Origin of the sequence: Kordiimonas aquimaris (assembly GCF_025574485.1) — a bacterium.
GTDB classification, from domain to species: domain Bacteria; phylum Pseudomonadota; class Alphaproteobacteria; order Sphingomonadales; family Kordiimonadaceae; genus Kordiimonas; species Kordiimonas aquimaris.
The window spans coordinates 152,106-177,146 of sequence record NZ_JAOBPO010000005.1 but is presented as its reverse complement, the minus strand read 5'-3'; the positions used below and the strand labels follow the sequence as shown (position 1 = coordinate 177,146).

Genomic DNA, 25,041 nt, shown 5'->3' with positions numbered 1-25,041 from the left:
ACAATAGTCTGCTTTGCGGCAGATTGTTCAGGCACTGCGACAAGCAGCGCTTTATGCTCACTTCTAATATAGTCTCTAATATAACATAAGCTCAGCCTCATAAATAAGGCAAAGCTTATGTTGGTGTTTACGACAATATACATGCCGTGGTTTTTGTCGCCTCAATCTTACTTCACTGAAGCTTGATCACCTTATTAGTTGCCACCTTTACTGGAACCAAGGAACAGCTTAAGGAAATCATTGTCTGGCGACAGAACAAGGCGCGTATCGTCTTTATTAATAGCGGCACGATATGCTTGCATCGTGCGGTAAAATTCAAAGAACTCTTGGTCTTTACCAAATGCCTCAGCAAATACCTTCACCGCACGCCCATCGGCTTCACCACGAATAATTTGCGACTTCTTCTCGGCTTCAGCCACCAAAACAGCAACCTGACGATCAGCATCGGATGTAATTTTCACTGCATCACGTTGGCCTTCAGCCCGTTTCTCTGCGGCTTCTTGTTGACGCTCTGTTTCCATACGGCGAAAAATTGCTTGGCTATTTTCAATCGGAAGATCAACACGCTTCAACCGAACGTCAACAACCTCAAGACCAATAGTCTCAGCACGTTCGTTTGTGAGGCGGCTAATTTCTTCCATCAACGTTGCACGCTGACCAGATACAATCGCTTGCATCGGTTGGCTGGCAAGAACTTGCCGAACAGTTGACACCATAATACCTTCAAGAAGATCACTGGCAATCGTGTCTGTTGCCGCCGCTTGATAACGACGCAGCGGGTCTACAACTTTATAACGCGCAAAACTGTCGACCAGAATACGGCGTTGGTCGCTCGCAAGAAGCTCCTGTGGTCGAATATCAAGACTGAGAACACGTTTATCGATAAATATTACCTGTTCAAAGAATGGTACCTTAACGTGTAGCCCCGGATTTGGAACAGTTCGTTGAGGATTACCAAATTGAACTACAATCGCCTGCTCACGCTCACTCACGATAAACAAACTGTTAAGACCGACAAACCCTGCTAGGCCAAGGACTACAATTAAAGCAATTGATTTAGTATTCATGGCTATTGTCCTCCGCTTTTCGATTTGTTCAGCTCATTCAGTGGTAGGTAAGGCACAACGCCAGACCCTTCACCCTCCAAGATGATTTTATCCATGCCAGAAAGAATACCTTCCATGGTTTCAAGATAGATACGTTTGCGAGTAACATCTTTAGCCAACACATACTCATTGTATACCGAAGTAAAACGTGCGGCTTCACCTTCAGCACGCGCGACAGTCTGCGCACGGTATGCTTCAGCTTGTTGTGTCATACGTTCTGCTTCACCTTGTGCTGCAGGAATAACCTCGTTGGCATAGCGTGCAGCTTCGTTTCTTGAACGCTGCTGGTCAGCCTCGGCACGTTGAACGTCAAGAAATGCATCCTTAACTGCTTCAGGCGCCTCTGATTCGATAATTTGAACCCTCAAAACCCTCACACCGCTTTCGTAGCTATCAAGCGTTGATGAAATTTGTTCTAACGCTTGTTGCTGCAAAGCTTCACGAGCAGTGGTGATAATTGGTACGATTCTATTTTGACCAACAAGTTCACGCATCACACTTTCTGCGACAGCTTTAATTGTTCCTTCAGGATCACGTAATTTAAAGAGATAATTACCAAGGTCTTTAATCTGCCAAACAACATTGAAACGCACATCAACAATGTTTTCATCCTGGGTAAGCATTAAGCTTTCATCCAGACTACCTGAGCGACGAGAACTAGCTGCACGATTTCCAATCGAGATTGTTTCCTCGTTCGTAACACCTCGCACTTCGACAGTTTCAATCGGATAAGGCATGTGCCAATGCAAGCCCGGCCCTGTTAAAATTGTACGCTCGCCAAACCTCAACACTACACCCTGTTCGTTCGGTTGAACCCGGTATATACCCATACCAACCCAAAACAGTAGCAAGATTAAGATAATCAGTAATGGGCCACCTTTGCCGCCGGGCAAGGCATTCTTGAGTGCTTCTTGTCCTTTGCGGATAGCCTCATCCAAGTTTGGCTCATTGCCACCGCCGCGGCCACCGCCGCCTTTTTGTCCGTTACCCCACGGGTTGGGACGGTCTCCGTCTCCATTATTTTGCCAAGACATTAAGATACTCCCTCTAGGCGCTGCCGATACGGCATAGTCATCAAGCTTATCGCACAGAAAAGCTTGTGTGTTGCTATGGTATATATGGTAGGGACCGTGCGGCTGCAATGATACAGGCTGATTTTCATGCAAATTCGTACTAAAAAGAGGTTTTTACAGTGACTGATCTCAAAAAAGACGTCGAAAATACCCTTCAGGCAATTGCGATTCCCGGCAAACAGACCAACTTGAGCTCATCTAACTATATAAGTGCCGTTATTGTGGATAATGATCAGGTTGGTGTTGTTCTGGATTTTGGTGACACCCCGGTAGAGGGCATGAAAGAGTTTCGGTCGCATGTTGAAGCAACTTTGTCTGCTCTCAACGGTGTAAAAGCAGTGAATGTTGTCATATCCGCCACAAAACAGACAAGCTCAGTTGAAAAACCGTCAATGGTTTCCAGTGGTCCCAGACCAGTAAAGCCAGCACCGACATTATCTCCTGCAACAAAAGCACCGCCAACGCCCACCGAAATTCCTGGCGTAAAACACGTTATAGCAGTAGCGAGTGGCAAAGGCGGTGTCGGCAAGTCAACGACATCAATCAACTTGGCGTTAGCGCTAAAGGAACAAGGGCTTAGTGTCGGCGTGTTAGACGCAGATATTTTTGGCCCTTCACTACCAATGCTTGTTGGCCTTGAGCAAAAACCTGAAGCCAAAGATAAAATCTTGCAGCCATTGCAGGCATACGGCCTCAAACTAATGTCCATTGGCTTTCTGATTGATGTTGACCAACCCGTAGTTTGGAGAGGCCCACGTGTAATGGGGGCAACGCAGCAACTCCTTAAAGATGTAGCATGGGGGCCTTTGGATGTACTGGTCGTTGACATGCCGCCCGGTACAGGCGACGTACAATTGACTATGGTTCAGCAAGCCCCGTTATCTGGCGCAGTGATTGTTTCAACACCGCAAGATCTGGCATTGATTGATGCCCGCAAGGGGTTGGCAATGTTCCAGAAAGTGGACGTGCCTATCTTTGGTATTGTTGAAAACATGACCAGCTTTATTTGCCCGCACTGTGAAGGTGAAAGCCATATTTTTGGTCATGGCGGCGCCGCAGACATAGCGAAGCAGCTTAAGTGTGACTTCCTTGGCGGCATACCATTGGAGATGGTAATTAGAGAGAGTGCTGATAGTGGTAAACCAATCATGGTTGAGCAGCCAAAAAGCACTGCTGCAAAAGCGTATCGCGCGATAGCAAGCAGTATTATTAAGAAGCTTGATTAATCCGCAGTAGCAGCACACCTTTTGTAAACGACAAAGCTGTATGCTGGATTTCTTTCATCAGCAGCATGTCGTTCTCGTGAAGCTTCTTGCCAAACTGCATTGTCAATAGCCGGGAAATACGCATCGCCGTCCACGTCACATTCAACTTCGGTAACATACAGGCGGTCAACATGATTCATCGTCAAATCATATATCTGTTCACCACCAATAATCATCACTTCATCAGCAACAGTTATTGATCGTGTCATATCGTTAACATCATTGATAACGGTAACACCCTCCGCAGACCAATTTGGATCACGAGTTAACACAATATTCTGCCGCCCAGGCAACGGACGTCCAATCGACTCGAAAGTTTTACGGCCCATAACAATTGGTTTCCCCATTGTTGTGGCTTTGAAATACTTCAAATCAGCAGGCAAATGCCATGGCAAAGCGTTATCTTTCCCGATCACGCGGTTACGTGCAGTGGCGACAATAATCGAAAAAAGCATGAATACTCCTAGATGAAAGCACTATCGTCATCGGCTTGATCAGCAACATTAAGCGGTAGCTGCGCACGAACAGTTGTTCCCACATTTTGTATACTACGCACACTAATGATGCCTTCCATTCGATCTACTAATTCACGACAAATAGCAAGCCCCAAACCAACACCACCGTGCCGGCGTGAAAGTGCTGTATCTACCTGCGTGAAGCGATCAAATAAAACAAGTTGCTTCTCTTCTGGTATCCCAATGCCTGTATCCTGCACTTCCATAACCCAGCCGCTTTGACCATTTTTAAATGGCTTGAGTAAGAATCTGATTACCACAGAGCCTTCATTGGTAAATTTAATCGCATTAGTCGCAAGATTGATCAAAACTTGCCGCAAGCGTAATTCATCACCGATAACGAATGCGGGCATGTAATCTGCAACCTCGTAACTTAACGTCACTTTCTTCTCATCAGCTTGGTGTTGTAACAACGATACAACATGAGTGCCGAGCGCCACGACCTCAAGAGGCCTTCGTTCTATTGTAACTTTCCCTGCTTCTAATTTAGCCAGGTCAAGTATATCGTTGATAATACTTAAAAGATGAGAACCACTGCTATGAATATCCGCAGCATACTCTTTGTATCGGGTATCACCAATAGGCCCAAGAGTTTCATCTTCCAGCAATTGCGAAAACCCAAGGATTGCGTTTAGCGGTGTCCTGAGTTCGTGACTCATTGTCGCCAAAAACTCCGACTTTGCCATGTTCGCGGTTTCTGCAGACAGTCGCGCTTCCTCAACGTCTTCATTGAGTTCCTGAAGCATACGATAGTGGTTCTCCAGTTCACTATGCGCTTCCTGCAATGCGCGCGTTCGGCGATCAACAATATCTGCAACACGATTTGAACGCTGCATCTGCAACCATATTATGTATGTAAGTAAACACGTAATGCCAATGCCTGTGAGTAACTCCATAATCACAGAATTATACGTGATGGGAAATGACTGAGGCGCACCATGAACGGCAAGACGCCACTTGGCATTCCCTAGATCGACATCCTTTTGGTAAGTCCAATAATTCGAAATAGAAATGTCGCCATTGGAAACTAAACCATTTGGACCAATCGTAACCGTAATAGGCTTTTCTATAGGCAAGTCATTAAGTTCGTTCACCTTGGTAAACGAAACATACTGGGCTTCTTCATTCATAACCTTATCAACATCATCCAGTAATTCTGGAAGGTCGATAGACTGTAAAAGAAATAGCTCAATTGAAGGCGCAACTTCAAAAGGGCTAATAATAATAAACTGACCAAAGTGATCAGAAATAATATCACCAGATTCTGTGAACAAAGCAGCGTGTGTTTGACCCGATTTAATTGCTGTTCTGATCAACGATGTTAATTCATTATATTGACCAATTTCGGCCCCAATCAGGTCGGTTGCAAGCTCTTCTATGTCTGCCAAATCTCCCGACCATTGAAACCTCACGTAAAAGGCCTCCTCGTCGTCTTTGAGGCTGCGATTATTTATCCCGTCCAAGTTCCATGATGTAAAATCTGTCTCATCCGCAAGCTTATTTAAGGCGGCGAATTCACGCTGCCTGTCATTTTCGCCAGTGACAGAGATCAGTAACGCCAGCAACGTCCTATTTTTTTTGAGCGCGGTATAAGAGTCAATAAATGCACTAAATTGTTCGTGGGCAATATCTTCTGAAATAAAAAAATAAAACTGAAAATCCTCAGCGGCCACAAAACCCTCGGTCAATTCAGAACTAATACGATCAAGATAGATTTCTGAAGATGTGCGAAACTCCACTCGTGCCTCATCGACAACTGCCCAATAGGCGCTGCGCATCAGAAAAACTGTTACACACAACCCTACTAGCAACACCGTTAGAACAGCAATAAGCTGCCGTTTACTAATGCGACGTGCAGACGACAAAAAAACACCTCAACCGACGATAACCGTACACTTTGAACTATACGATTACTCTCAGCCACTTATGCTTTAAACAGCAACGGGCGCCTTTATATGAGCGTGAGACGTATAGCCATCAATCCGAATATCATCGCCTGTAAATGCAAACAAATCCCTAACATCGGGGTTAATATGTAAAGTTGGCAATGGAAGCGGTTCACGGCTAAGTTGTAGGTCGGTTTGCTCAATGTGATTTGAATACAAATGTGCGTCACCAAAGGTATGGACAAAATCACCCACTTCCAAATCGCATACCTGTGCCATCATATGAGTTAGCAGAGCATAAGATGCAATGTTGAAAGGTACGCCTAAAAATACATCCGCACTACGTTGATATAGCTGGCAGGACAATTTTCCATCCGCAACATAAAACTGAAACAAGCAGTGACACGGAGGCAAGGCCATATGATCAACGTCTGCAACATTCCAGGCAGATACAATATGTCGTCGGCTATTTGGATTATTTTTGATTTGGTCTACGAGGTTTTTAATCTGATCAACAGTGGCGCCATCAGGTGTAGGCCAGCTGCGCCATTGATGGCCATAAACGGGGCCTAAATCACCATTTTCATCGGCCCATTCATCCCAAATTGATACGCCGTTATCTTTTAAATACTTAATATTTGTGTCACCAGCAATAAACCATAACAATTCATGAATAATAGATCGAAGGTGTAACTTTTTAGTAGTTACCATTGGGAAACCATCTGCCAGATTAAATCGCATCTGATAGCCAAAAATACTATATGTCCCCGTGCCTGTACGATCCCCTCTAAAAGTACCGTTTTCACGAATTGTCCTTAGCAAATCCAAATATTGCTGCATGTAATGCTTCCACTCTCGTTGGCCATTGCTTACTTGCTATAAGGTTTGCGAAGTTCTGGCAACATTTAGCCAATAAAATATGAAACAAGCATCAATTATTCTGCTGCAATTTCATTTGTGTCAGGCTCAGGCCGCCTAAACGGAGTAAACACCAACTGATACCACGGCACAGGTTTTAAATGTTCGATACCGTATGCATCTGGATAAGCACGCGTTATTCGCGCAGAACCAAACAATACATCCCAGAAGAACAACAAATTTCCGTAATTACCTTTATAATGAGTAACGCCGTCCGATAAGTGCCTGCCATGATGCATTCTGTGTGTGCTCGGGGTAGAAATAACACGTTCAACCACCCACATAATGCGCGCGCCAATCGGGTTCTGGTATAACTTCTCATCCCAAGGCACACTGGAATGTGCCCCAATAATCACTGTCATTTTAACGATCAGATACACTGCATAAACCTCAACACCCGCAAGTGTAACAAGCAACGCTGAAACCCAAATACCCGGCATGAACATATAATATATTAAACTATTGCGGTAAACGAGGCGCACACTCATATACGCTACATCATGATGCGCACGATGTAGACTATATAGCCAAGGCAAGGCATGGCTTAGGCGATGCCACCAATACTGGGTCATATCATCGCCGACAAGGAAACAAAGTAAAATCAAATACCACGGCCAATCGCCTATCATGCCAACAGTATTCGGTGCGTATGTTTGCATTAAAAAACCTACAGATAAGAATATCAGTGGTTGTATAATAACAGGCAATGAAAGCGTCATGATCACCTCGATCCAGACGTCCCCAGGTGTGGTTTTATCGCGGTTCAGGAACCGCCCCATAGCCAGTTCCAGAATTGCAAAGAATAGATATATCGACCCGATAATTAACGCTGTATTCATCACCTACTCCTGTACAGAGCCTGTTTAACAATGGGTGTATGATAAAGGAGCATTAATCATGCTGGAAATTCAAATTTATAAATTGTAATATGTATTTCATGCATATTAGAAATATTGATCTCAATCTCCTCGTTATCTTCCAGTATTTAATGCGGGAAAGGTCCGTAAGCAAAGCGGCAAACCAGCTTGGCATGTCGCAATCTGGCGTCAGTCATGCGTTAAGCCGTTTAAGAGACCTCACGGGTGATCAGTTGTTCCTGAGAGAGCAACGCGGGTTAATCCCTACTCCGCGTGCTTTAGAAATGATCGGGCTGATTGAACCATCTCTGAACGGTCTCAAGAAAGCAGTTACAGGAAACACTCTTTTTGATGCAAGAACAGATACATCTACTTTTACTTTGATGATGTCAGATCTGGGCGAAACATTAATCTTACCCAAATTGATGCACACACTTAGCACTAAAGCGCCGAACGTACATATTGACATACGCCCGGGATTTGGTCGTGGTTTTCCACATGAGATTGAGAATGGACGCATCCACGCTGCAATGGAATTACAGCCATCAACCAATGCCAAAATAATGAGTGTGCCCTGGTTCGCTTCAGATTTGGTCGCCGTCACGTCGGCACACAGTGCCCGTGAAGGGCACACTGCACTTGAAAAACATGATTACATAAATGCACAGCATATTCTCTATTGTCCGGAAGGATTGGATGAACCACCGCTGGAACTCTTGTTAAAAAGTAAAGGCATAGAACGGCGTTTTTCTACTACCATTTCCACTATGCTCGGATTGGTTTTTGCTGTTAGCGAAACCAAATTCATCGCCACAGTTCCTCGTCTGTTAGCTCAAAGACTAGCACCGCTTCTATCTATCAAAATATTAGAGCTGCCTTTCATTGAAGAACAAGCTCAAGCTTTTCTTTGGTGGCCCAAAACACTCAATGATACGCCCAGCAACATCTGGTTACGTAAAGAGTTGCTAGCGCAGCAGCTTTAGATAACTTCAACAATGCGTTTACTTGAGACTAGTCTCAAGTAAACTACAGAATTCTCTAATATCTTCTAGAAATGTTCTTGCAAAAATAGAAACGATTGGGTCACTGTTTAACTCCTCAAACGATTTATGTTCATGGAGTTTGCATAGATTAACAAATTGCCCTTGAAAGGCGTCGCTGAAATTAGAAATCTCAGCTAAACCCATTTCCCATTGAGAAAAATGCCGCTGTTCAGATTGCCCTTCTTGCAAGGTAAGAACGCCGCGGTGACGCTGATCACAGCTTATTTTTTTGTAAATGCTCTCCAGCTTATTGGCTGGTCCTTCCAGAACCTGAAAGAACTGCTGGTCATGATACATTAGTAACCCGGTAATGCCTTCTTTCTCATTGTTGGTCCGGCATTCCTTTAACAGTTTTGCTAATTCGTCTCTTGTAAACGGCCTTACTGCAGCACTGATGTAAACAATATTGTGTATCATAATGACGACACGGGCCCTTGAAAGAAAGAAGTTAAATTGAACGTGACACAAAACGTATTTGCATCAAAGTAGATTTCTCACAAAAGAGCTTCAAATTACACGGCACAGCGCCTATATAAGCACTGCTGACTTGTCAGCTATGACGATAAACGGCGCAGTTAGTAAGTATTGCGGACCCGGGGGCAGTGCCCGGCGCCTCCACCAAGAGTAGTTATCGTATATTTCTAAGGTAACTATTGTTGATGGGGGCGAACCAGGATCGACGTGTATTGAAAAGTGTATGCTCTTCGTTCGGCAAGGCTACCGCCGTAATGGACCAAATTTGATAAATGCTAACGACAATGACGTCGAGTTGGCTATCGCTGCGTAAGCAGTCATAGAAAACTACATTTACATAAATTCCTGAGGGTTGACGCCTTCAGGTGGGGGTTGGGCCACCTAGCAACAGAACGGCCCACTTCACCCTTTATATAATCATCATCTATATCTTTCACATTGCCGCCAATTTGTAGGGCATACTTCGTCTAATATGTTGTTGATGGCGCTATCAAGATCGGCAGCCGTTAAAACACGCCCGCTATGCGCCGCAGCATAATGATCTACTTCCCAACCCTCCGCAGCAATCGCAGCACGAAATTCATCCAGACCAACATACCCGGACGGTGCCCCTGATATCTGCCGCGAGAGAAAAGTATCTGCGGAAAATACTGTTTTAATCGAAGGAACATATGTGACTAAGCCATGATTAGTATGGCCACTGGGAATATCTAAAATCTCAACCGCACCACCTGCAAGGCTCGCGACTTTATCAATTAACATGAAAGCATCATCTTTCACTGCTTTCGTAATTTCACTCTTAATGGACTGAACATGATTGGAAACCGTAACGAATGTTGCGCCAAGCTCTGCCGCTTCCTGCATGCCGCCTAAATGGTCAAGATGATGATGACTAACAATCTGGTACTTCAAAGGCTTTTCAAGCCCTGTAAAGCCCCTCACCGCCTCGAAACGTTCTTTCAATCCACTGTATCCGCCAGAAGCAACATAATAATCACCCACATCAATAAAGATTGAAAAACCCCAGACCTTACCGACTATAAACACCTCATCTGATAACTGCTTAACTGACATTTCAGAGAAATCATGAACGGCGGCTTCTTGTGCATAACCGGTCGGCAGGACAAAATCAGATTCCAAGTCATTGTTGATGGTTATAGACCGGGATAACAGCACGTTAAATGGTTGACCGCCGCGCGTTACATACGTGTCCTGCGCGAAAACAATGCCGTCTATTTCTTCATGGTCACTGTACTGATAGACGAAATTCCACCCTTCCCGCCAATGAGGCCGTGTCATTGCACTGATAAGACCTGTCATCTCTTCAATAAAAAGCGTCAATACAGGAGAGCCTTCTGCTTGAAATGATATTTTATCATGCAGTTTGCCTTGATAATTTTCCTTACCTAAATAGTTCGCTTCTCCACGTGCTTCGACCAACAGTTTCAAAAGCACCGTGTCAAGCAAGTATGAAACTTGGCGGTCCACAGTGGCGAAATTAATGCTCGCATTTTCTGTAATAGTTCGGCTTGTACGATTCAGTCTGAAACCTCTTGTGCCATCGAAGACCTGATGCTGTACAGAAAATGCGTCTTTTCGTCCCGTAACCCACTGAAAGGATTTTCTTTTGTTTTCAAAATCTACCGAGATGCGTGCATCATAACTTTCTGCATCAACAAAATCTGGGCTGTTACTTTGACCAAACCGGAATCCTTTATACCGGTCTGCAATAATCAAATTGTCCATATTTGTGAAGTTCTCGCCGCCATATGCTTCAACTGCTCTATCTATCACATCGTCTTTAGCACCTTCGGCCGTGGCTGTCATAGCCCCCATCAAAAGTAAAAAACTGTTTACAACCAGTATCTTCAGACTTCTCATTGACAGTCGCTTTCTTGATCAAAAGTATTAAGTTTTTATTGGCACACATTAGTCATAGAAAGAGGCTCCGAAGAGCCTCTTTATGAGCTAGAATTAGCTAGATTTTATTCCTGCCAGATTAATCGGCGCAGATAACGCGGCTGACAGGACAAACCGAGACAGTATATCCTTCGGTAGCAGCTCTAAGGTCTGCCATCGTTAGCTGGCGTGTACCATGGGCCCCCAAGAATCCATCAATATCAAGATCAAGAGCTTCAACTGCTTCACGGAAAGTAACCATATTACGGTTTGCGGTCGGCAAACCTTCTTGCAGGTTTGTGCTAAAATGATCTGCACTAAACACGAGGTTTAGCTCCGGCAGATAAACCAAAAGATAGTGATCTGCATGCGCTGTGGCGATATCGTATATTTCCACTGCACCGTTAGCCAATGACATGGAACCGTCAACAAGTGTAATACGGTCATCAGGTAATGGCTCACTCAATGATGCCTGAACTGGGCGCACGTGATTTTCCACAGTTACAAAATTTGCGCCAAGTGTTGCAGCCTCACCCATTCCACCAATATGGTCGGAATGTTGGTGCGTAACGATCTGTTGTCCCAGCGGCTTGTCAACACCAGCAGCTTCTTTCACTGCATCGAAACGCGCTGTTAATCCTGCATAACCACCAGCGGCAATGAAATGGTCGCCAGCATCAACGAAGATGGAATGCCCACCGTTTTGACCCGCGTAATAAACACCATCAGCAAGCTCACGCACCTGCATTTCTGATGTATCAATATTAGCACCCTGATCACGGTAACCATCTGGGGCTACAAATACGCCATTTAAATTTGGGTTAACTTCAAGCTTTCGGTGCACAGTTAGAGTATTTGGTTGACCCGCAATCAAAAAAGCTGCCTGCGAGGCGTATGTAACACCGTCAGATTTCTTATATGCCGAAAAGACATAATCAAGGGCACCAGCAACAGGGTTTTCACGCCTCATTTTTGTCAAAAGCCCTGTTTCCTTATTAACATAAATTGTCAAATCAGGGCTGCCTTCCATAGGAAAGGTAAGCGTCTCATGCACGTTACCAGTCAGGACGACGTCATCGCCTTTAACTGCCGCATCGCGATTCTCAAGCAATATTCGTACAAGTGTTGTATCAGTCGTTCGCATAGTTCCGCCGCCAACAGAAAAGAATGTAAGGCCTGCGTTTTCAGATCGAGTTTTCGCCAAATGATTATAGGCATGGCCAGAAGTGCCATCAAACACAGCCTGATTCAAGAAAGTCCCCCCCCTATTCTCGTTCCAATTTTCCAAACTACTGCGCCGATTTGCGAAATCTACAAACAAGTCTGACTTATTTATAGCAATATCAGTAACTTCAGGATTGGCGCTTTGTCCTACCGAGATAATCCTGTTTGAATTTTGAATACGTAATGCTTTTGCATTGATCAATGCATCACCACCATATGCCGCGACTATTTTTGCAATTAATGCATCTTCGGTTTGACCTGCATTAGCAGAAAGGCTGATGCTAGCTGAAAGCAAGCCACACGCCGCCCCCATTAATAACTTATTGATAATCATTATCTTCCCCGCTTGGTTTTGTTGCTATTCCAAGCCAACACACGCATGTTTCAATCGAATGAATGACAGTACGTTGATGTTTTTTTGCTTGAGTTATAAACGTTAGTGTAAGACGTATGGTAGACAAACCAATTGCGGTAAGCAGATTTCCATATGCGACAAAATGTTATATTGTATCAGGGCTTATTTCTCAAAAAACCCAGACAAGCTGATACAGTAAACAGTCAGTTAAAAAATCTAAATACATGTATCTTTTGCCTTCACGCAGCGCCGAGCAGCGGTTATAAGAACGCGAGGCATGTAAACAAGTTAGGCAACACTAATGGCTGAAAGTCACATCGATTATGATGCGAAGGTGCAGGACGCACTGAGAAATGTCGTTAAAACTGTTTTAAAAGAAACAGCGGAAGACGGCCTTCAGGGTGATCATCACTTTTATGTTGCATTTAAAACGCAAGCAGAGGGCGTTAATATACCGCCACAGCTAGTTAGTCGTTTTCCCGACGAAATGACAATCGTACTGCAACATAAGTTTTGGGGGCTGGCTGTCCATGAAGATCGCTTTGAGATAGGTTTATCGTTCAACCAAAAGCCCGAGCATCTTGAAATTCCTTTTGATGCAATTGTCGGCTTTGTTGACCCAAGCGTTCAGTTTGCCCTTCAGTTCCACGATGATCAGGACAGTAACGAGCAAACATCGTTAACCCCTTCTATTCCTGATATTATGGATGATACTTCTGCTGAACAGGATGAAGAAGATTTGATGTTTCTGGATGAAAATGATGCTTCAGAGAACATTGAATCACCCGACAAAACCGATGCAGACGCTGAAGAAGACAACACAAATAATGTTGTCACATTAGATGCCTTTCGCAAAAAATGATAATCAAAGCCTTAAGTTATCATACATAATACATCGCTAATGACAGGATCCATAGGATGACCGATTGGAGCTATTCAAAACTCTTTCAACTTGGTGATGACGAGACGCCATACAGAAAACTCACATCTGAACATGTGTCAGAAATAGAGATTGATGGCCGCAAAATTCTGAAAGTCGAAGACGAAGGGTTGGAATTGCTGACCGCGCAAGCAATGTCAGATATTGCACACCTTCTTCGCCCCGGACATCTTCAGCAGCTCGCTAATATTCTAGACGACCCGGAAGCAAGCGATAATGATCGCTTCGTTGCAATTGAGCTGCTGAAAAATGCCAACATTGCTGCTGGTCGCATTCTTCCTGGTTGCCAGGATACAGGAACAGCCATTGTTGTTGGAAAAAAGGGTCAATATGTCTGGACAGATGGTGACGATGCTGCCCCCTTAACCAAGGGTGTTATGCGCACGTATACAGAGACAAACCTGCGCTATAGTCAGATGGCGCCGCTTTCAATGTACAAAGAAGCAAATACGAAGAACAACACACCTGCACAAATTGATATATACGCGGACAAAGGTAACGAATATCACTTTCTGTTTCTCGCCAAAGGTGGTGGCAGTGCAAACAAGACATTCTTGTTCCAACAGACGCCTGCGACATTGCGCGAAGACCGCATGCTTGCCTTTTTAGATGAAAAAATCAGAACGCTAGGTACGTCTGCGTGCCCCCCATACCATTTAGCAATCGTGATTGGCGGTTTGTCCGCAGAACAAAACCTGGCAACAGTTAAAAAAGCATCTGCTCGATACCTTGACAGCCTACCGACCAGCGGCGACGCGTCTGGCCGTGCCTTTCGCGATATAGAAATGGAAAAACAAGTCCACAAAATGACCCAAAACATGGGTATTGGCGCACAGTTTGGCGGCAAATATTTTTGTCATGATGTTCGGGTTGTTCGCCTACCACGACACGGTGCAAGCCTGCCTGTAGGTATCGGCGTATCATGCTCAGCGGATCGGCAAGCCAAAGCGAAAATTACTGCAGACGGTATTTTCCTTGAAGCATTAGAAACTGATCCCGTGAAGTTTCTTCCAGAAATTGGAGCCGACGACCTATCAACCGAGGTTGTTCAAGTCGACCTAAACCAACCGATGGAAGACATGCTGGCGACACTCAGCAAACACCCGATCAAAACAAGGTTGTCTCTTACAGGTACTATCGTGGTAGCGCGAGATCTTGCGCATTCCCGCATTCAACAAATGATCGAAGATGGGGGAGAAATGCCGTCATATTTCAAAGATCATATTATCTATTATGCTGGCCCTGCCAAAACGCCTGAAGGTTATGCATCTGGCAGCTTTGGTCCTACGACAGCAGGCCGAATGGATAGTTATGTCGGGCCTTTCCAGAAACTTGGCGGTAGTATGATCAGCCTTGCAAAAGGTAATCGCTCTCGTGCGGTAACCAAGGCATGTGAAGAAAATGGCGGTTTCTACCTTGGCTCAATTGGCGGTCCAGCAGCTATTCTTGCACAAAATAATATCAAAAAAGTTGAAGTTCTCGACTTTGATGATTTAGGCATGGAAGCTGTTTGGAAAATTAATGTTGAAAATTTCCCGGCATTCATCGTTGTTGATGACAAAGGGAATGATTTCTTCAAAGATTTATAATCATGGTATAAACTCTGATCTGATGCGGCATTCTTGTGCTGCAGACTAGTGCTTTGTCATATAAATATCACAGCACTCAAGGGGCATATGATATGAGTTACATGATAAGACCCGCCGTAGAGGCTGACGCGCCAGAAGCCTATAAACTGGTGCGCCAACTTGCCATACATGAAGGTCTTGATGACTATATGCAGATAGATGAAGCAACGTTCACAAATGCTGCTTTTGGTGACAACCCTCAATTCTCCATATTGCTTGCAGAACTAGACGGAGTGATTGCAGGTGTTGTTACGTATTTTCGGCGGTTTCACATCTGGTTCGGCGAGAATTTGATTGAAATTGATGACTTGTTTGTAAGCCCTGATGCGCGCGGTCACGGTATAGGCAAGAAACTGTTACTTGCCATCGGTCAATTGGGAAAATCAGAAAATGTACACGTAAAGTGGACAATCACCACTGACAGTGTCCGCACTATACATATGTACCGGCGGATGGGTGTTGACTATAACCCGCGTGGTTTGTGTTTATGGGCACCAAAAGATATCCCTGACACAATCGATTAACCCCAGTACAGTAGCATTTAGCTACCTTACTTTGCAGACTTACATCTGCAACTCAAAGTCTGCTATTGCGGCTGAAACACCATTGATAAATATCTCTACCTTATGCTTGCCGGGATAGTAAACTCTTGTAGTTATTGGCTTGATTGCATGCTTTCGCTGCGCCTTCAATTGTTTATCTTCAAAGCCTTTAAGGTCTTTCCATTTAAACACTTTAGGTGCAAGGCTGCCATTTGCTTTCATAAAATGTACAGCATAATCAATCATTAGATTAGTTGGTTTTCCATCGCTTGAAATTACGAGTTCAAACTCAAGTGCCTCATCACCGTATTTTACAGTAGGTGTTAATATCTCAAACGAAACTTGATTCAGCTTTACCGCCTTATACCCAAATGCACTGAGAACACGCTGATCACCACTTTTTATCAATGTTCGACAGGCATGTTTCACTAACCGATGACGATTTTTAGATGCATTCTTTAACCAAGCTTCAGCTATGTTCGCCACAACAGCCGGATGATCTTTTGCAATGTCATTAAGATTATTAGCGACGGAACGCCTCACATATTCATCTGGGTCATCTTTCAGTTTTTCAAGTAACGGAAGCAAAGGCGCCGGATCATTAACAAACTGATCTAAACGGATACCCCACGGCAACCGAGGACGAGAACCCTCACTTGCTAAACGTCTCACATGACGATTTTCATCGTCGGCCCATTTCATTAACGTTTCCATTGCAATTTCTGGATATTTCGCAATTAAAGGGCGCACAGCAAACTCTGAAGAAAAGCGTTTTGTTTGCTCCTTAAGTACAGCAAACGCTTTTTCAGGTTCATTTATCCCCCTGATCGTCACCAGTTCTGTTAGCGGCCAAATCGCAAAACCACAAACACCGTCCGGGCCGAACTTAATGCCATCTGCATTAGTGTCTTCACTTGGATGCAGGCAATTCAGCATAATTTCAGCAAAGGTATCAAAATCTTGAGGCAATGTTGCATCAAACGCATCTGCAACCTGCATAACCCGGTCCTTAAACTCTAGCGAGGCCAAGCCATTCATTGCATGCATTTCATATTGATCTTGGTTAAATGCGGCATATTTCGTTTTGATTATAGCACCCAGCATTCTAGCTACATCTGCATTCATTAATTCTTTAAACGGTTCCATTGACACTTCCTTGCCGATTATATCTCGGCATTCTTATCCTTGACGATATGGTATTCGAGATGCCACAGCTTATGCATGTATGACCTTGATGATGCAACGCTGCAAAAACATTCCGTGACCATTGCCGGTCACAGGACATCGATATCTTTGGAAAAATGCTTTTGGCGACATTTGCGCACAACAGCAGAAAATAGAAACATGTCTATTAATGAGCTGGTGCGTCAGTTGGATGAAGCCAGAAACGGGTCTCTATCGGGTGCGATACGCGCTTTTGTCATGCAAAACCTTGAGCAACAAATAAAACCTTAGTTATTATCTGGCTTATCTTCCGTTTCCTTTTGCGCCTCGGCCTCTTGCCGCTTCTTCTCTTCTTGAGCATTGCGAAGTTTAGTCAACAGCCCGAACGCTGCACCGATCACTGCTGAGCCAGGGTCTGCAGTTTGCACTTCACCATTTTCTGTCTGCGCCTTTTCAAAATCGCCAAACAATTCAGACCGCAAGCGACGTTGAATACCCGCAATAGCAAAGCGCTCAAGAGCGCTACTAGCCCAGTTGGTTGTCGGTGACGTTAAACTTCCTTGATAAACAACAGGAATAGCAGGTACATCCTGAGGGCTTGTAAGATCAAGCGAGCCCTTCATATTAAGCAAATCATCTAGTAGGTTTGCCTGCCCTTCAACACTGAAGCGCCCCCAATCTCCTGAGGCAACAATTTCATCGATTAACGCAACGCCACCATCAAATCGTAATGAACCACTAAGATTAGTGTAACCGGTCGTTCCAGAGCGAAGAAGGCCGCCAATAGAACGTAAGAAGCCTGTTTTACTGCCTGAAGATGTTAGCGATTCAACGATTTTAGGCACTGCCATAAAATACATAGACCCCGCACCGCCATTAAAGGTTACATCACCAGATAAACTAGCCATCATTTCTCGCGGCGTACCGCCTAGTGTTGTTAAATTTATGTCCGTCGAGATCAGCCCGGAAACACTTCCAGTAACCCCTGCGGCTGACAACAGTTTACCTGCATCCAATACAGCCGACTTTATGGCTATTGTAGAGGCTGCCTTATCGGCCAAATTCATTGTTCCTGTTACTGGTTGATTATTCAGCTTGGCATTATCTCCCAGCCTCACCTCTGTTACGTTTTGTCCCAGTATTAATGAAGCAGTTGGGGCATCCAGTCTTTGACCGAACAATGTCAGATTATCAATATTTAGAGCAACTGTGCCACTCAGGCTTTCAGAATCATCATCGCTTTGCGTATTAATTTGATCAAGGATCTGGTCAACATCTATATTACTAAGGGCTAAATCACCTTCAATCATGTCGCCTTGTAGTCTCGTCATGCCACTAACACGCATTGCACCATTGCTTACATCAATGTTCGATACTGAAATATCATTCTCGGCATAATCTAATATAAAGCGAACCCGGCTTGGTTTTTGTTCGTCAAGAAAACCTGCATATGCGCCTGCAACCTGTTGCAACTCAGCACTCATGCCTGATGGCATGTTCATGGAAAAATCTAGGCTCGATTTACTTGTTTCATAATTACCGGAAACATCAAGCTGATGACTAGCAGCCTGCCCGTTCGCACGAAAAGTAAAAGCATCCACCGAACCATTTGCATTAACATTAAGCGTAATAGGTAAAATGCCCTGTGGTGATTGAAAGTCAGGGATTGCCGCTGCTAAAGCGAAGGCATTATAATGTTCCAGTGTACCCTGCAGATCAAATTTGAATGGCTCACCAACGCCGATTGCTCCTGAGAAAGCAGCTTTGTTAACACCTGCATCTGCCACTATTTGAGTTTGCAAGGCATCAAGAGGGCCGTTCAGCGTTATTGAACCTGTTATGGGAGCCCTGCCTGCAAATCCATCTAATACAACACCACCTTGCGGAGATAGCGCACCAATGATCGGGTAGCGCCACTTGCTATAAGTGATGCGACCAGCAATGTTTTCATTTGCGTCTTGGCTTAAGGTACCTGCCAACATACCTTCTTCATGATTAACAGAGAAGTTACGCGCAGCTAGCTCATTTCCTGAAGCTAGGATATGCGTAGTCAATCCTGAAAACGTACGGTGCAGCCACTGTAATGAACCAACTTTTAATGTGATTTCAAAATCCGGGAATGGTTCTGAATTACCTTCAGTTGCTGATGGAAGCTGTGGCTCAGGCCAATAGGCATCCAAATTTAGCTGATCAACCTCTATTGCGGCTATACCTAATGAAAACGGCGCAGTACTACCTGAAAAAGTGGCTGCAATGTTAGATGTATCAACGCTCCCAATAACATTAGTGAGCCTCCAGTTTTCATCTAAAACCTGCATATCAGCACTCAGGTCAGCCGTCGTAAGCCGGCCAGACGGCACGGCGTCAGATAGCGGGATATCCAGCCATTTGAACATCTCAGGTAATCGGCCTGACTGGAAAGTAACACGGCCTGCTGTTTGATTACCTGTAGCAGCAAAAGCTAGCCGAGAAGCCCCGGGCAACAAGGCACTAAATTGTGACAAAAACGGCGCGTTTCCATCAAAACCTACAACTGCATTTATTTGCTGTACTAATCCACCTTTATATTCGACACCCTCGACTGTAATATCAATAGCACCTGTAACTGATAGTGATTGACCAGACTCTGCATTTTCTGGATTGCTATTAGATGAAGGAGTAACCGTCAGTGGCGCGTCATTAGCAACCAGATAGTCATCCAGCTGAATCACGCCCAACGTTGTTGTTCCGGTCAGGTGATAACCTTGGTTTTTCTCTGCGATTGTCATATCAATCACACCGCGCGTTTCCGCAATAGAAAACTGACGCGAAACGATACGGCTAATATCACCTTCACGATCAAACTGAACATCAAGAGCAAACGGTGTATCAGGGATATACTCAGGCGCTTCAGCGTTCATCGTTCGTGATATAAATGTTGCCAGGTTTTTGACACTTGTCCCTTCCGCTTTCATCCGGCCTGTCACATTGCCTTTAGGGTTAATACGGCCAGAAAATTCAATAGACGAGTCAGCAACCTTTATCTCACTGCGAACAGATGTTTCATCACGTGTACGCACCGGCACAACACGGCCTGAAACAGATAACGGTTCACCAGCAATAATCATGCTGCCATCCCAATCAACAGGGCCTACAGGCAGGTCACCGGATAAATTCAGATTGATCTGATTTAGTGTAACATTTGAGCCATCAATACGTGTTGCTACAATTGTACTGTTTTCAAGTTGAAAACGATTAATAGATGCAAGGTTTGTACTATCATCGCCTTCAGAGCTTGTACTTTCTAATGTCTCTACTTCCGGCCAACCACGCACGCGCCAGCCAGAACTGGTTTCTACAAGGTTGATTGAAACACCTTCTAATGAAAGGCTTTGAAGCTCTATATTACCAGAGAGGGCTGCACTCAACCCAAGGCGCATATCAATACGGTCTGCGGTCGCTATCGTATCATTAAACTGTGTCTGTAACGGCGAAAGTCTTATTGCTCGCGCTGTAAGAGATGGTCTGGGCAGTAACTGCAATCCAAGATCACCAGCCAATTCCACACGCACACCAAGGCGATCACTCACAAGCTGTGCAAATGTATCCCGGTATTGATTCCAATCCACGATATAAAGTACCGCAGACGTCGCAATAATAAGCGCTGTCATCAACCCAAAGAAGAAATAAGAAATAGTTCTTTTTTGCATTCTACACCTTCGCGCGAAATCGCCAATTAACCATTCACGAATACATATTCAAATAACATGCGAATATGGGCAAAGATACGGCAGATTTGCACTTAACCTTTTAAAGATTCAAGTCTAAGCTGAACACTTGCGATATAATAATCAACTGTTCGCATGCAAGACTAACAAGGATATTCATGCCTGCTAACAAGCATTTAACAATCCAGCGTTTTATTCGCAGTGCTCGGGCAAGAATGTTCCGCACAGGGGCGTATGGGTTTGGTACTATTACCCTACTTGCTGTTTTGGTTGGCACTGTCGCTGGCTACGGCGCCATTGCTTTATATGTATTGATCAGTGCACTGCTCAAATTCTCGTTTGGTGTTGACGAGGAAATTCTGGCAACCGGCGCCAGCAGCCTTGATTGGTGGCATCTGCTTTTTGTACCAACCATCGGTGGTTTGCTAGTTGGGTTGTTACTGACATTTCACAAAAGCCGACAAACTAGCGGTGTTGCTAGTGTGATTGAAGCGGCTGCTATCAACGAAAACAACCTTGGCTTAAGGGATGGGTTAATTAGCGCAGCGGCAACCATTGTTTCATTGGGATCTGGTGCTTCTATGGGTCGTGAAGGCCCTGCTGTGCACCTGGGGGCCACACTGGCCTCAGCCATCACCAAAAAATTAAGATTAAACCCTGCATCGGGCCGGATATTATTGGGATGCGGTGTAGCGGCCGCCGTGTCGGCATCTTTCAATGCCCCAATTGCAGGCGTGTTTTTTGCGCTTGAGATCGTAATCGGTCATTATGCCTTGCATACATTTGCACCTATCGTTATCGCAGCTATTGCCGGCACTGTTGTTAGCCGCATTCACATCGGAAATTTCCCGGCTTTCCACACAACTGAATATTTTATCACCAGCTTTTGGGAGTTTCCCGCATTTTTCCTGCTCGGTATTGTTTCCGCATTAGTAGCTGTGATTTTTATGTCTGGTCTCAACTGGGCGGACAAACTTCGTGTAAAATTTGATCGTATTCCATACTGGCTACAGCCCGGGATAGCCGGGCTATTAATCGGTACAATTGCCCTCGCCTACCCAGAAATTCTCAGTATCGGGTATGAGGCTACAAGTCGTGCGCTTAACGGAGAGTATGCACTCAGCTTACTTTTGCCGTTAATCTTGATAAAAATTGTTGCTGCCATCATTTCGTATGCTGGGCGTTTTGGTGTCGGCATTTTCAGTCCATCGTTATTCATAGGCGCAATGCTTGGCGGCAGCTTTGGCATTATTGCAGGAAGTCTTTTCCCCGCGCTGGCATCAACACCAGGCCTTTATGCAATTGTAGGCATGGGGGCTGTTGCATCTGCTGTACTCGGCGCGCCCATATCCACAATGCTTATCGTTTTTGAAATTACACGTGATTACAACGTAACCATTGCAGTCATGATTGCATCTGCCGTTGCCAGCATCGTGACAAGCTTGTTTTACGAACGTTCTTTTTTCCTGATGCAGCTTGCAAATCGCGGCGTCCGCCTCGAAGGAGGAAAAGCAACATACCTTCTAAAGTCAGCGACAATCGGTCAACATATGAGCCGTGATTTCTTCACGATTCAAGGCACAGAAACCGTTCAAAAGGCAAGGGAACTGCTAATCGCACAAAGTGGTGGTATCCTTATTGTCACTGATGACACTGGAAAACTAACAGGTGTTTTGTCACTGGGGCAAATTCCAACTTCTTTATTCGAAGACGGAAGTGCCAGTGAAAGACATGCGAGCGAGTTTTCACGAGAACCATCTTTCATCGTAAAAACTACTGATGCACTTGAGATTGCTCTCCACCGCCTGGATGCTAGCGGCGAGGATGCATTGCCTGTTATTTCACCAACGCAAGACAAGACTGTGGTTGGGTTGATAAAACACCGTGATGTAATGAAACAATACAATCGAGCATTGCTGGAAACACAAGGTCAGGACCAGCGATTAGGCCGAACTGGTAAATGATTTAATTAATCAGGCATCCTTCTGTTTGCCATGCATGCCAACGATGCTATGTAGCGAGTTATGAATGATCCATTTGACCTTGATGACTTAAACGAAGAACCGCCTGTGCATCTGCCACAGGATGCACCGTTTGATGCAGAACCAACGCATTCTTCAAATGCTGCTGAACCACCTTACCTTGATGGCCTTAATGAGCCACAAAAAGAAGCAGTTCTGGCTGCCGATGGCCCTGTATTGGTTTTGGCTGGTGCAGGCACTGGAAAAACGCGTGTGCTTACAACGCGCCTTGGGCATTTAATGGCAACCGGGCGTGCCGCGCCCTGGAATGTGCTGGCTGTGACATTTACCAACAAAGCAGCCAAGGAAATGCAAGACCGTGTCGCACGCGTAATGGGGCGACCCGTTGAAGGTATGTGGATTGGAACGTTCCATTCCATCTGCGTGCGTATTCTCAGACGGCATGCAGAGCTTGTCGGGCTAAAATCGAACTTTACCATTCTGGATACAGATGATCAGATGCGGTTGTTAAAACAACTAATTCAAGCCGAAAACATTGACGATAAACGCTGGCCTGCTCGCGCATTGGCTGGCCTCATAGATCGATGGAAAAACCGGGCTTTAACACCAGATAAAGTGCCACAAGGCGAAGCATATGCTTTTGCAAATGGTCTGGGTAACGAACTATATGCATCTTATCAAGCACGCCTTAAAATACTGAATGCCTGCGATTTTGGTGACCTGTTGATGCATGTCATCACACTTTTCCAGACACGACCCGATGTGTTGAAAGAGTATCATAACCAGTTTCGCTACACCCTTGTGGACGAATATCAAGATACCAACGTGGCACAGTACCTTTGGCTACGTCTGCTTGCTCAGGCTAATCACAATATTTGCTGTGTGGGTGACGATGATCAAAGCATCTATGGTTGGCGCGGTGCAGAAGTTGGCAATATTCTGCGTTTTTCCGAAGATTTTCCCGGAGCAAAGGTTGTTCGCCTTGAACAAAACTACCGCTCTACCGGACACATTTTGGCAGCTGCATCTGCTTTGATTTCCGCCAATGAAGGTCGGTTAGGGAAAACACTATGGACTGACGCTGACAACGGTGAAAAGGTTGAAGTTAAAGGTGTGTGGGATGCTCCGGAAGAAGCGCGTTCTATCGGTGATGATATAGAAAACTTACAGCGTAAGGACTGCTCGCTCAGTGAAATTGCCGTACTGGTAAGAGCTGGTTTTCAAACACGTGAGTTTGAAGAACGGATGATCACACTCGGCTTGCCATATCGTGTTATTGGTGGCCCTCGCTTTTACGAGCGCGCCGAAATACGTGATGCAATGGCTTACCTTCGTGTTATCGCCCAGCCGGACGACGACTTAGCATTCGAACGCATTATCAATGTTCCAAAACGAGGACTCGGCACAACAACTGTGCAAAAGATCCATCATTTGGCTCGTAGCCACGGCATATCAATGACTCGCGCCGCACAACAAATTTTGGAGTTGGACGACCTAAGAGCTGCTGCACGAAAATCACTTTCGCAACTCATGAATGACTTTGACCGCTGGCGCAGCATGCTTTCCACACACAACCAATCCGAGCTAGCCGAAACAATGCTGGACGAAAGTGGTTACACTGAAATGTGGCAAAATGACAAATCACCTGACGCACCCGGCAGGTTGGATAACCTTAAAGAACTTGTTTCTGCCATGGGTGATTTCGAAAACCTTGCCGGTTTCCTTGAGCATATTGCCCTTGTGATGGACAATGATAAGGACAGCAGCAATGAAAAAGTATCACTAATGACTTTGCATGCCGCAAAAGGTCTGGAATTCAATGATGTCTTCTTGCCGGGCTGGGAAGAAGGTGTGTTTCCTAATCAACGCGCACTCGATGAAGCAGGAGCAAAAGGGTTAGAAGAAGAACGCCGTCTTGCTTATGTCGGCATTACCCGTGCCAAACAACGCGCACATATTTATTATGCAGGCAGCCGTCAGATTTTTGGTCAATGGCAATCAAGCCTACCTAGTCGCTTTATCGAAGAGCTACCTAAAGATCATATTGAGATGGAAGCATCTCAAGGGCTTTACGGAAACAAACCTACACGTGGCGGCTGGGGTGATAATGAATGGTCAGACGAAGGTTATTACACATCAGGCGGTGACAAATATGGACCCGGGTGGTCGCGGGCAAAAAGCCGTTTCCAAGACAACCAAACACAATCGCGCTATGATCCAAGACAAAGTTACGGTGAACGTGCTGCACGCAAGAAGCGCAGCAATGTAACCATTGATATGCCAACAATATCCAAACCCGCAAGCAAACCTGAAACTGTCAGCAATATTGCCGTTGGTGAACGTGTGTTCCACGATAAATTCGGCTATGGCATTGTCGAAGATGTTGAAGGGAACAAACTTTTGGTCGCTTTCGAGAAAGCCGGTACCAAGCGCGTTGTTGATCGCTTTATAACGCCAGCCTAA

19 protein-coding genes and 1 other RNA gene are annotated in these 25,041 nt (G+C 45.0%); 9 read left to right on the top strand and 11 right to left on the bottom strand.

Features of this window, described 5'->3' with window-relative positions; translation table 11 throughout:
- Positions 1 to 194: 194 nt before the first annotated feature.
- On the bottom strand, positions 195 to 1,067 hold the full coding sequence (gene hflC, locus OEU88_RS15625) for a protease modulator HflC (protein WP_262696146.1): 873 nt from the start codon (positions 1,065 to 1,067) through the stop codon (positions 195 to 197).
- Positions 1,068 to 1,069: 2 nt separating this feature from the next.
- Positions 1,070 to 2,140, bottom strand: a complete 1,071-nt coding sequence (gene hflK / locus OEU88_RS15620; RefSeq protein WP_262696145.1) for an FtsH protease activity modulator HflK — start codon at positions 2,138 to 2,140, stop codon at positions 1,070 to 1,072.
- Between the two features lie 158 nt (positions 2,141 to 2,298).
- Here hflK and OEU88_RS15615 point away from each other — a divergent pair, with 158 nt between their 5' ends.
- The gene (locus tag OEU88_RS15615; protein WP_262696144.1) at positions 2,299 to 3,405 is read left to right on the top strand and encodes an Mrp/NBP35 family ATP-binding protein; all 1,107 of its coding nucleotides are present in this window, start codon (positions 2,299 to 2,301) and stop codon (positions 3,403 to 3,405) included.
- Here OEU88_RS15615 and OEU88_RS15610 read toward each other — a convergent pair.
- The 4 genes from OEU88_RS15610 to OEU88_RS15595 form a co-directional block, all read right to left on the bottom strand.
- On the bottom strand, positions 3,402 to 3,899 hold the full coding sequence (locus tag OEU88_RS15610) for a dihydrofolate reductase (RefSeq protein ID WP_262696143.1): 498 nt from the start codon (positions 3,897 to 3,899) through the stop codon (positions 3,402 to 3,404). The genes OEU88_RS15615 and OEU88_RS15610 overlap by 4 nt on opposite strands.
- A gap of 8 nt (positions 3,900 to 3,907) precedes the next feature.
- Entirely contained in the window at positions 3,908 to 5,824 is a 1,917-nt protein-coding gene (locus OEU88_RS15605) for an ATP-binding protein (RefSeq protein WP_262696142.1), read from the bottom strand.
- Between the two features lie 66 nt (positions 5,825 to 5,890).
- Complete coding sequence (locus OEU88_RS15600; RefSeq protein ID WP_262696141.1) at positions 5,891 to 6,685, bottom strand: thymidylate synthase; 795 nt, start codon at positions 6,683 to 6,685, stop codon at positions 5,891 to 5,893.
- Between the two features lie 95 nt (positions 6,686 to 6,780).
- Positions 6,781 to 7,602 (bottom strand): sterol desaturase family protein, encoded by an 822-nt coding sequence (locus OEU88_RS15595; RefSeq protein WP_262696139.1) that lies wholly within the window; start codon positions 7,600 to 7,602, stop codon positions 6,781 to 6,783.
- Between the two features lie 98 nt (positions 7,603 to 7,700).
- Between OEU88_RS15595 and OEU88_RS15590 the strand changes: the two genes are divergently transcribed.
- Positions 7,701 to 8,603, top strand: a complete 903-nt coding sequence (locus tag OEU88_RS15590; protein WP_262696138.1) for a LysR family transcriptional regulator — start codon at positions 7,701 to 7,703, stop codon at positions 8,601 to 8,603.
- 18 nt (positions 8,604 to 8,621) lie between these two features.
- Here OEU88_RS15590 and OEU88_RS15585 read toward each other — a convergent pair whose 3' ends face one another.
- Positions 8,622 to 9,080 carry a BLUF domain-containing protein gene (locus OEU88_RS15585; RefSeq protein WP_262696137.1) on the bottom strand — a complete coding sequence of 153 codons (459 nt, stop codon included), beginning with the start codon at positions 9,078 to 9,080 and terminating at the stop codon, positions 8,622 to 8,624.
- Between the two features lie 85 nt (positions 9,081 to 9,165).
- On the opposite strand from OEU88_RS15585, the gene ssrA reads away from it, so the two are divergent.
- Positions 9,166 to 9,539: a transfer-messenger RNA gene (gene ssrA, locus OEU88_RS15580) on the top strand.
- 18 nt (positions 9,540 to 9,557) lie between these two features.
- Here ssrA and OEU88_RS15575 read toward each other — a convergent pair.
- A complete protein-coding gene (locus OEU88_RS15575) occupies positions 9,558 to 11,018 on the bottom strand; it encodes an MBL fold metallo-hydrolase (protein ID WP_262696136.1) in 1,461 nt (486 codons plus the stop codon).
- 118 nt (positions 11,019 to 11,136) lie between these two features.
- Positions 11,137 to 12,594: an MBL fold metallo-hydrolase gene (locus tag OEU88_RS15570; RefSeq protein ID WP_262696135.1), complete on the bottom strand. Its 1,458-nt coding sequence runs from the start codon at positions 12,592 to 12,594 to the stop codon at positions 11,137 to 11,139.
- 322 nt (positions 12,595 to 12,916) lie between these two features.
- On the opposite strand from OEU88_RS15570, the gene OEU88_RS15565 reads away from it, so the two are divergent.
- The 3 genes from OEU88_RS15565 (at position 12,917) to OEU88_RS15555 (ending at position 15,707) form a co-directional block, all read left to right on the top strand.
- On the top strand, positions 12,917 to 13,477 hold the full coding sequence (locus tag OEU88_RS15565; RefSeq protein ID WP_262696134.1) for an SspB family protein: 561 nt from the start codon (positions 12,917 to 12,919) through the stop codon (positions 13,475 to 13,477).
- A gap of 56 nt (positions 13,478 to 13,533) precedes the next feature.
- On the top strand, positions 13,534 to 15,144 hold the full coding sequence (locus tag OEU88_RS15560) for a fumarate hydratase (RefSeq protein WP_262696133.1): 1,611 nt from the start codon (positions 13,534 to 13,536) through the stop codon (positions 15,142 to 15,144).
- Between the two features lie 92 nt (positions 15,145 to 15,236).
- On the top strand, positions 15,237 to 15,707 hold the full coding sequence (locus OEU88_RS15555) for a GNAT family N-acetyltransferase (protein ID WP_262696132.1): 471 nt from the start codon (positions 15,237 to 15,239) through the stop codon (positions 15,705 to 15,707).
- Positions 15,708 to 15,746: 39 nt separating this feature from the next.
- On the opposite strand, the gene OEU88_RS15550 is transcribed toward OEU88_RS15555, so the two are convergent.
- Positions 15,747 to 16,871, bottom strand: a complete 1,125-nt coding sequence (locus OEU88_RS15550) for a DNA alkylation repair protein (RefSeq protein ID WP_262696131.1) — start codon at positions 16,869 to 16,871, stop codon at positions 15,747 to 15,749.
- 75 nt (positions 16,872 to 16,946) lie between these two features.
- Between OEU88_RS15550 and OEU88_RS15545 the strand changes: the two genes are divergently transcribed.
- Positions 16,947 to 17,180, top strand: coding sequence for a ribbon-helix-helix domain-containing protein (locus tag OEU88_RS15545; RefSeq protein WP_262696130.1), 234 nt, complete (start codon positions 16,947 to 16,949; stop codon positions 17,178 to 17,180).
- Here OEU88_RS15545 and OEU88_RS15540 read toward each other — a convergent pair.
- A complete protein-coding gene (locus tag OEU88_RS15540) occupies positions 17,177 to 20,578 on the bottom strand; it encodes an AsmA family protein (protein ID WP_262696129.1) in 3,402 nt (1,133 codons plus the stop codon). The two genes, OEU88_RS15545 and OEU88_RS15540, sit on opposite strands and share 4 nt — an antisense overlap.
- Before the next feature lie 176 nt (positions 20,579 to 20,754).
- On the opposite strand from OEU88_RS15540, the gene OEU88_RS15535 reads away from it, so the two are divergent.
- The gene (locus OEU88_RS15535; protein ID WP_262696128.1) at positions 20,755 to 22,560 is read left to right on the top strand and encodes a chloride channel protein; all 1,806 of its coding nucleotides are present in this window, start codon (positions 20,755 to 20,757) and stop codon (positions 22,558 to 22,560) included.
- A gap of 60 nt (positions 22,561 to 22,620) precedes the next feature.
- Entirely contained in the window at positions 22,621 to 25,041 is a 2,421-nt protein-coding gene (locus tag OEU88_RS15530; protein ID WP_262696127.1) for an ATP-dependent helicase, read from the top strand.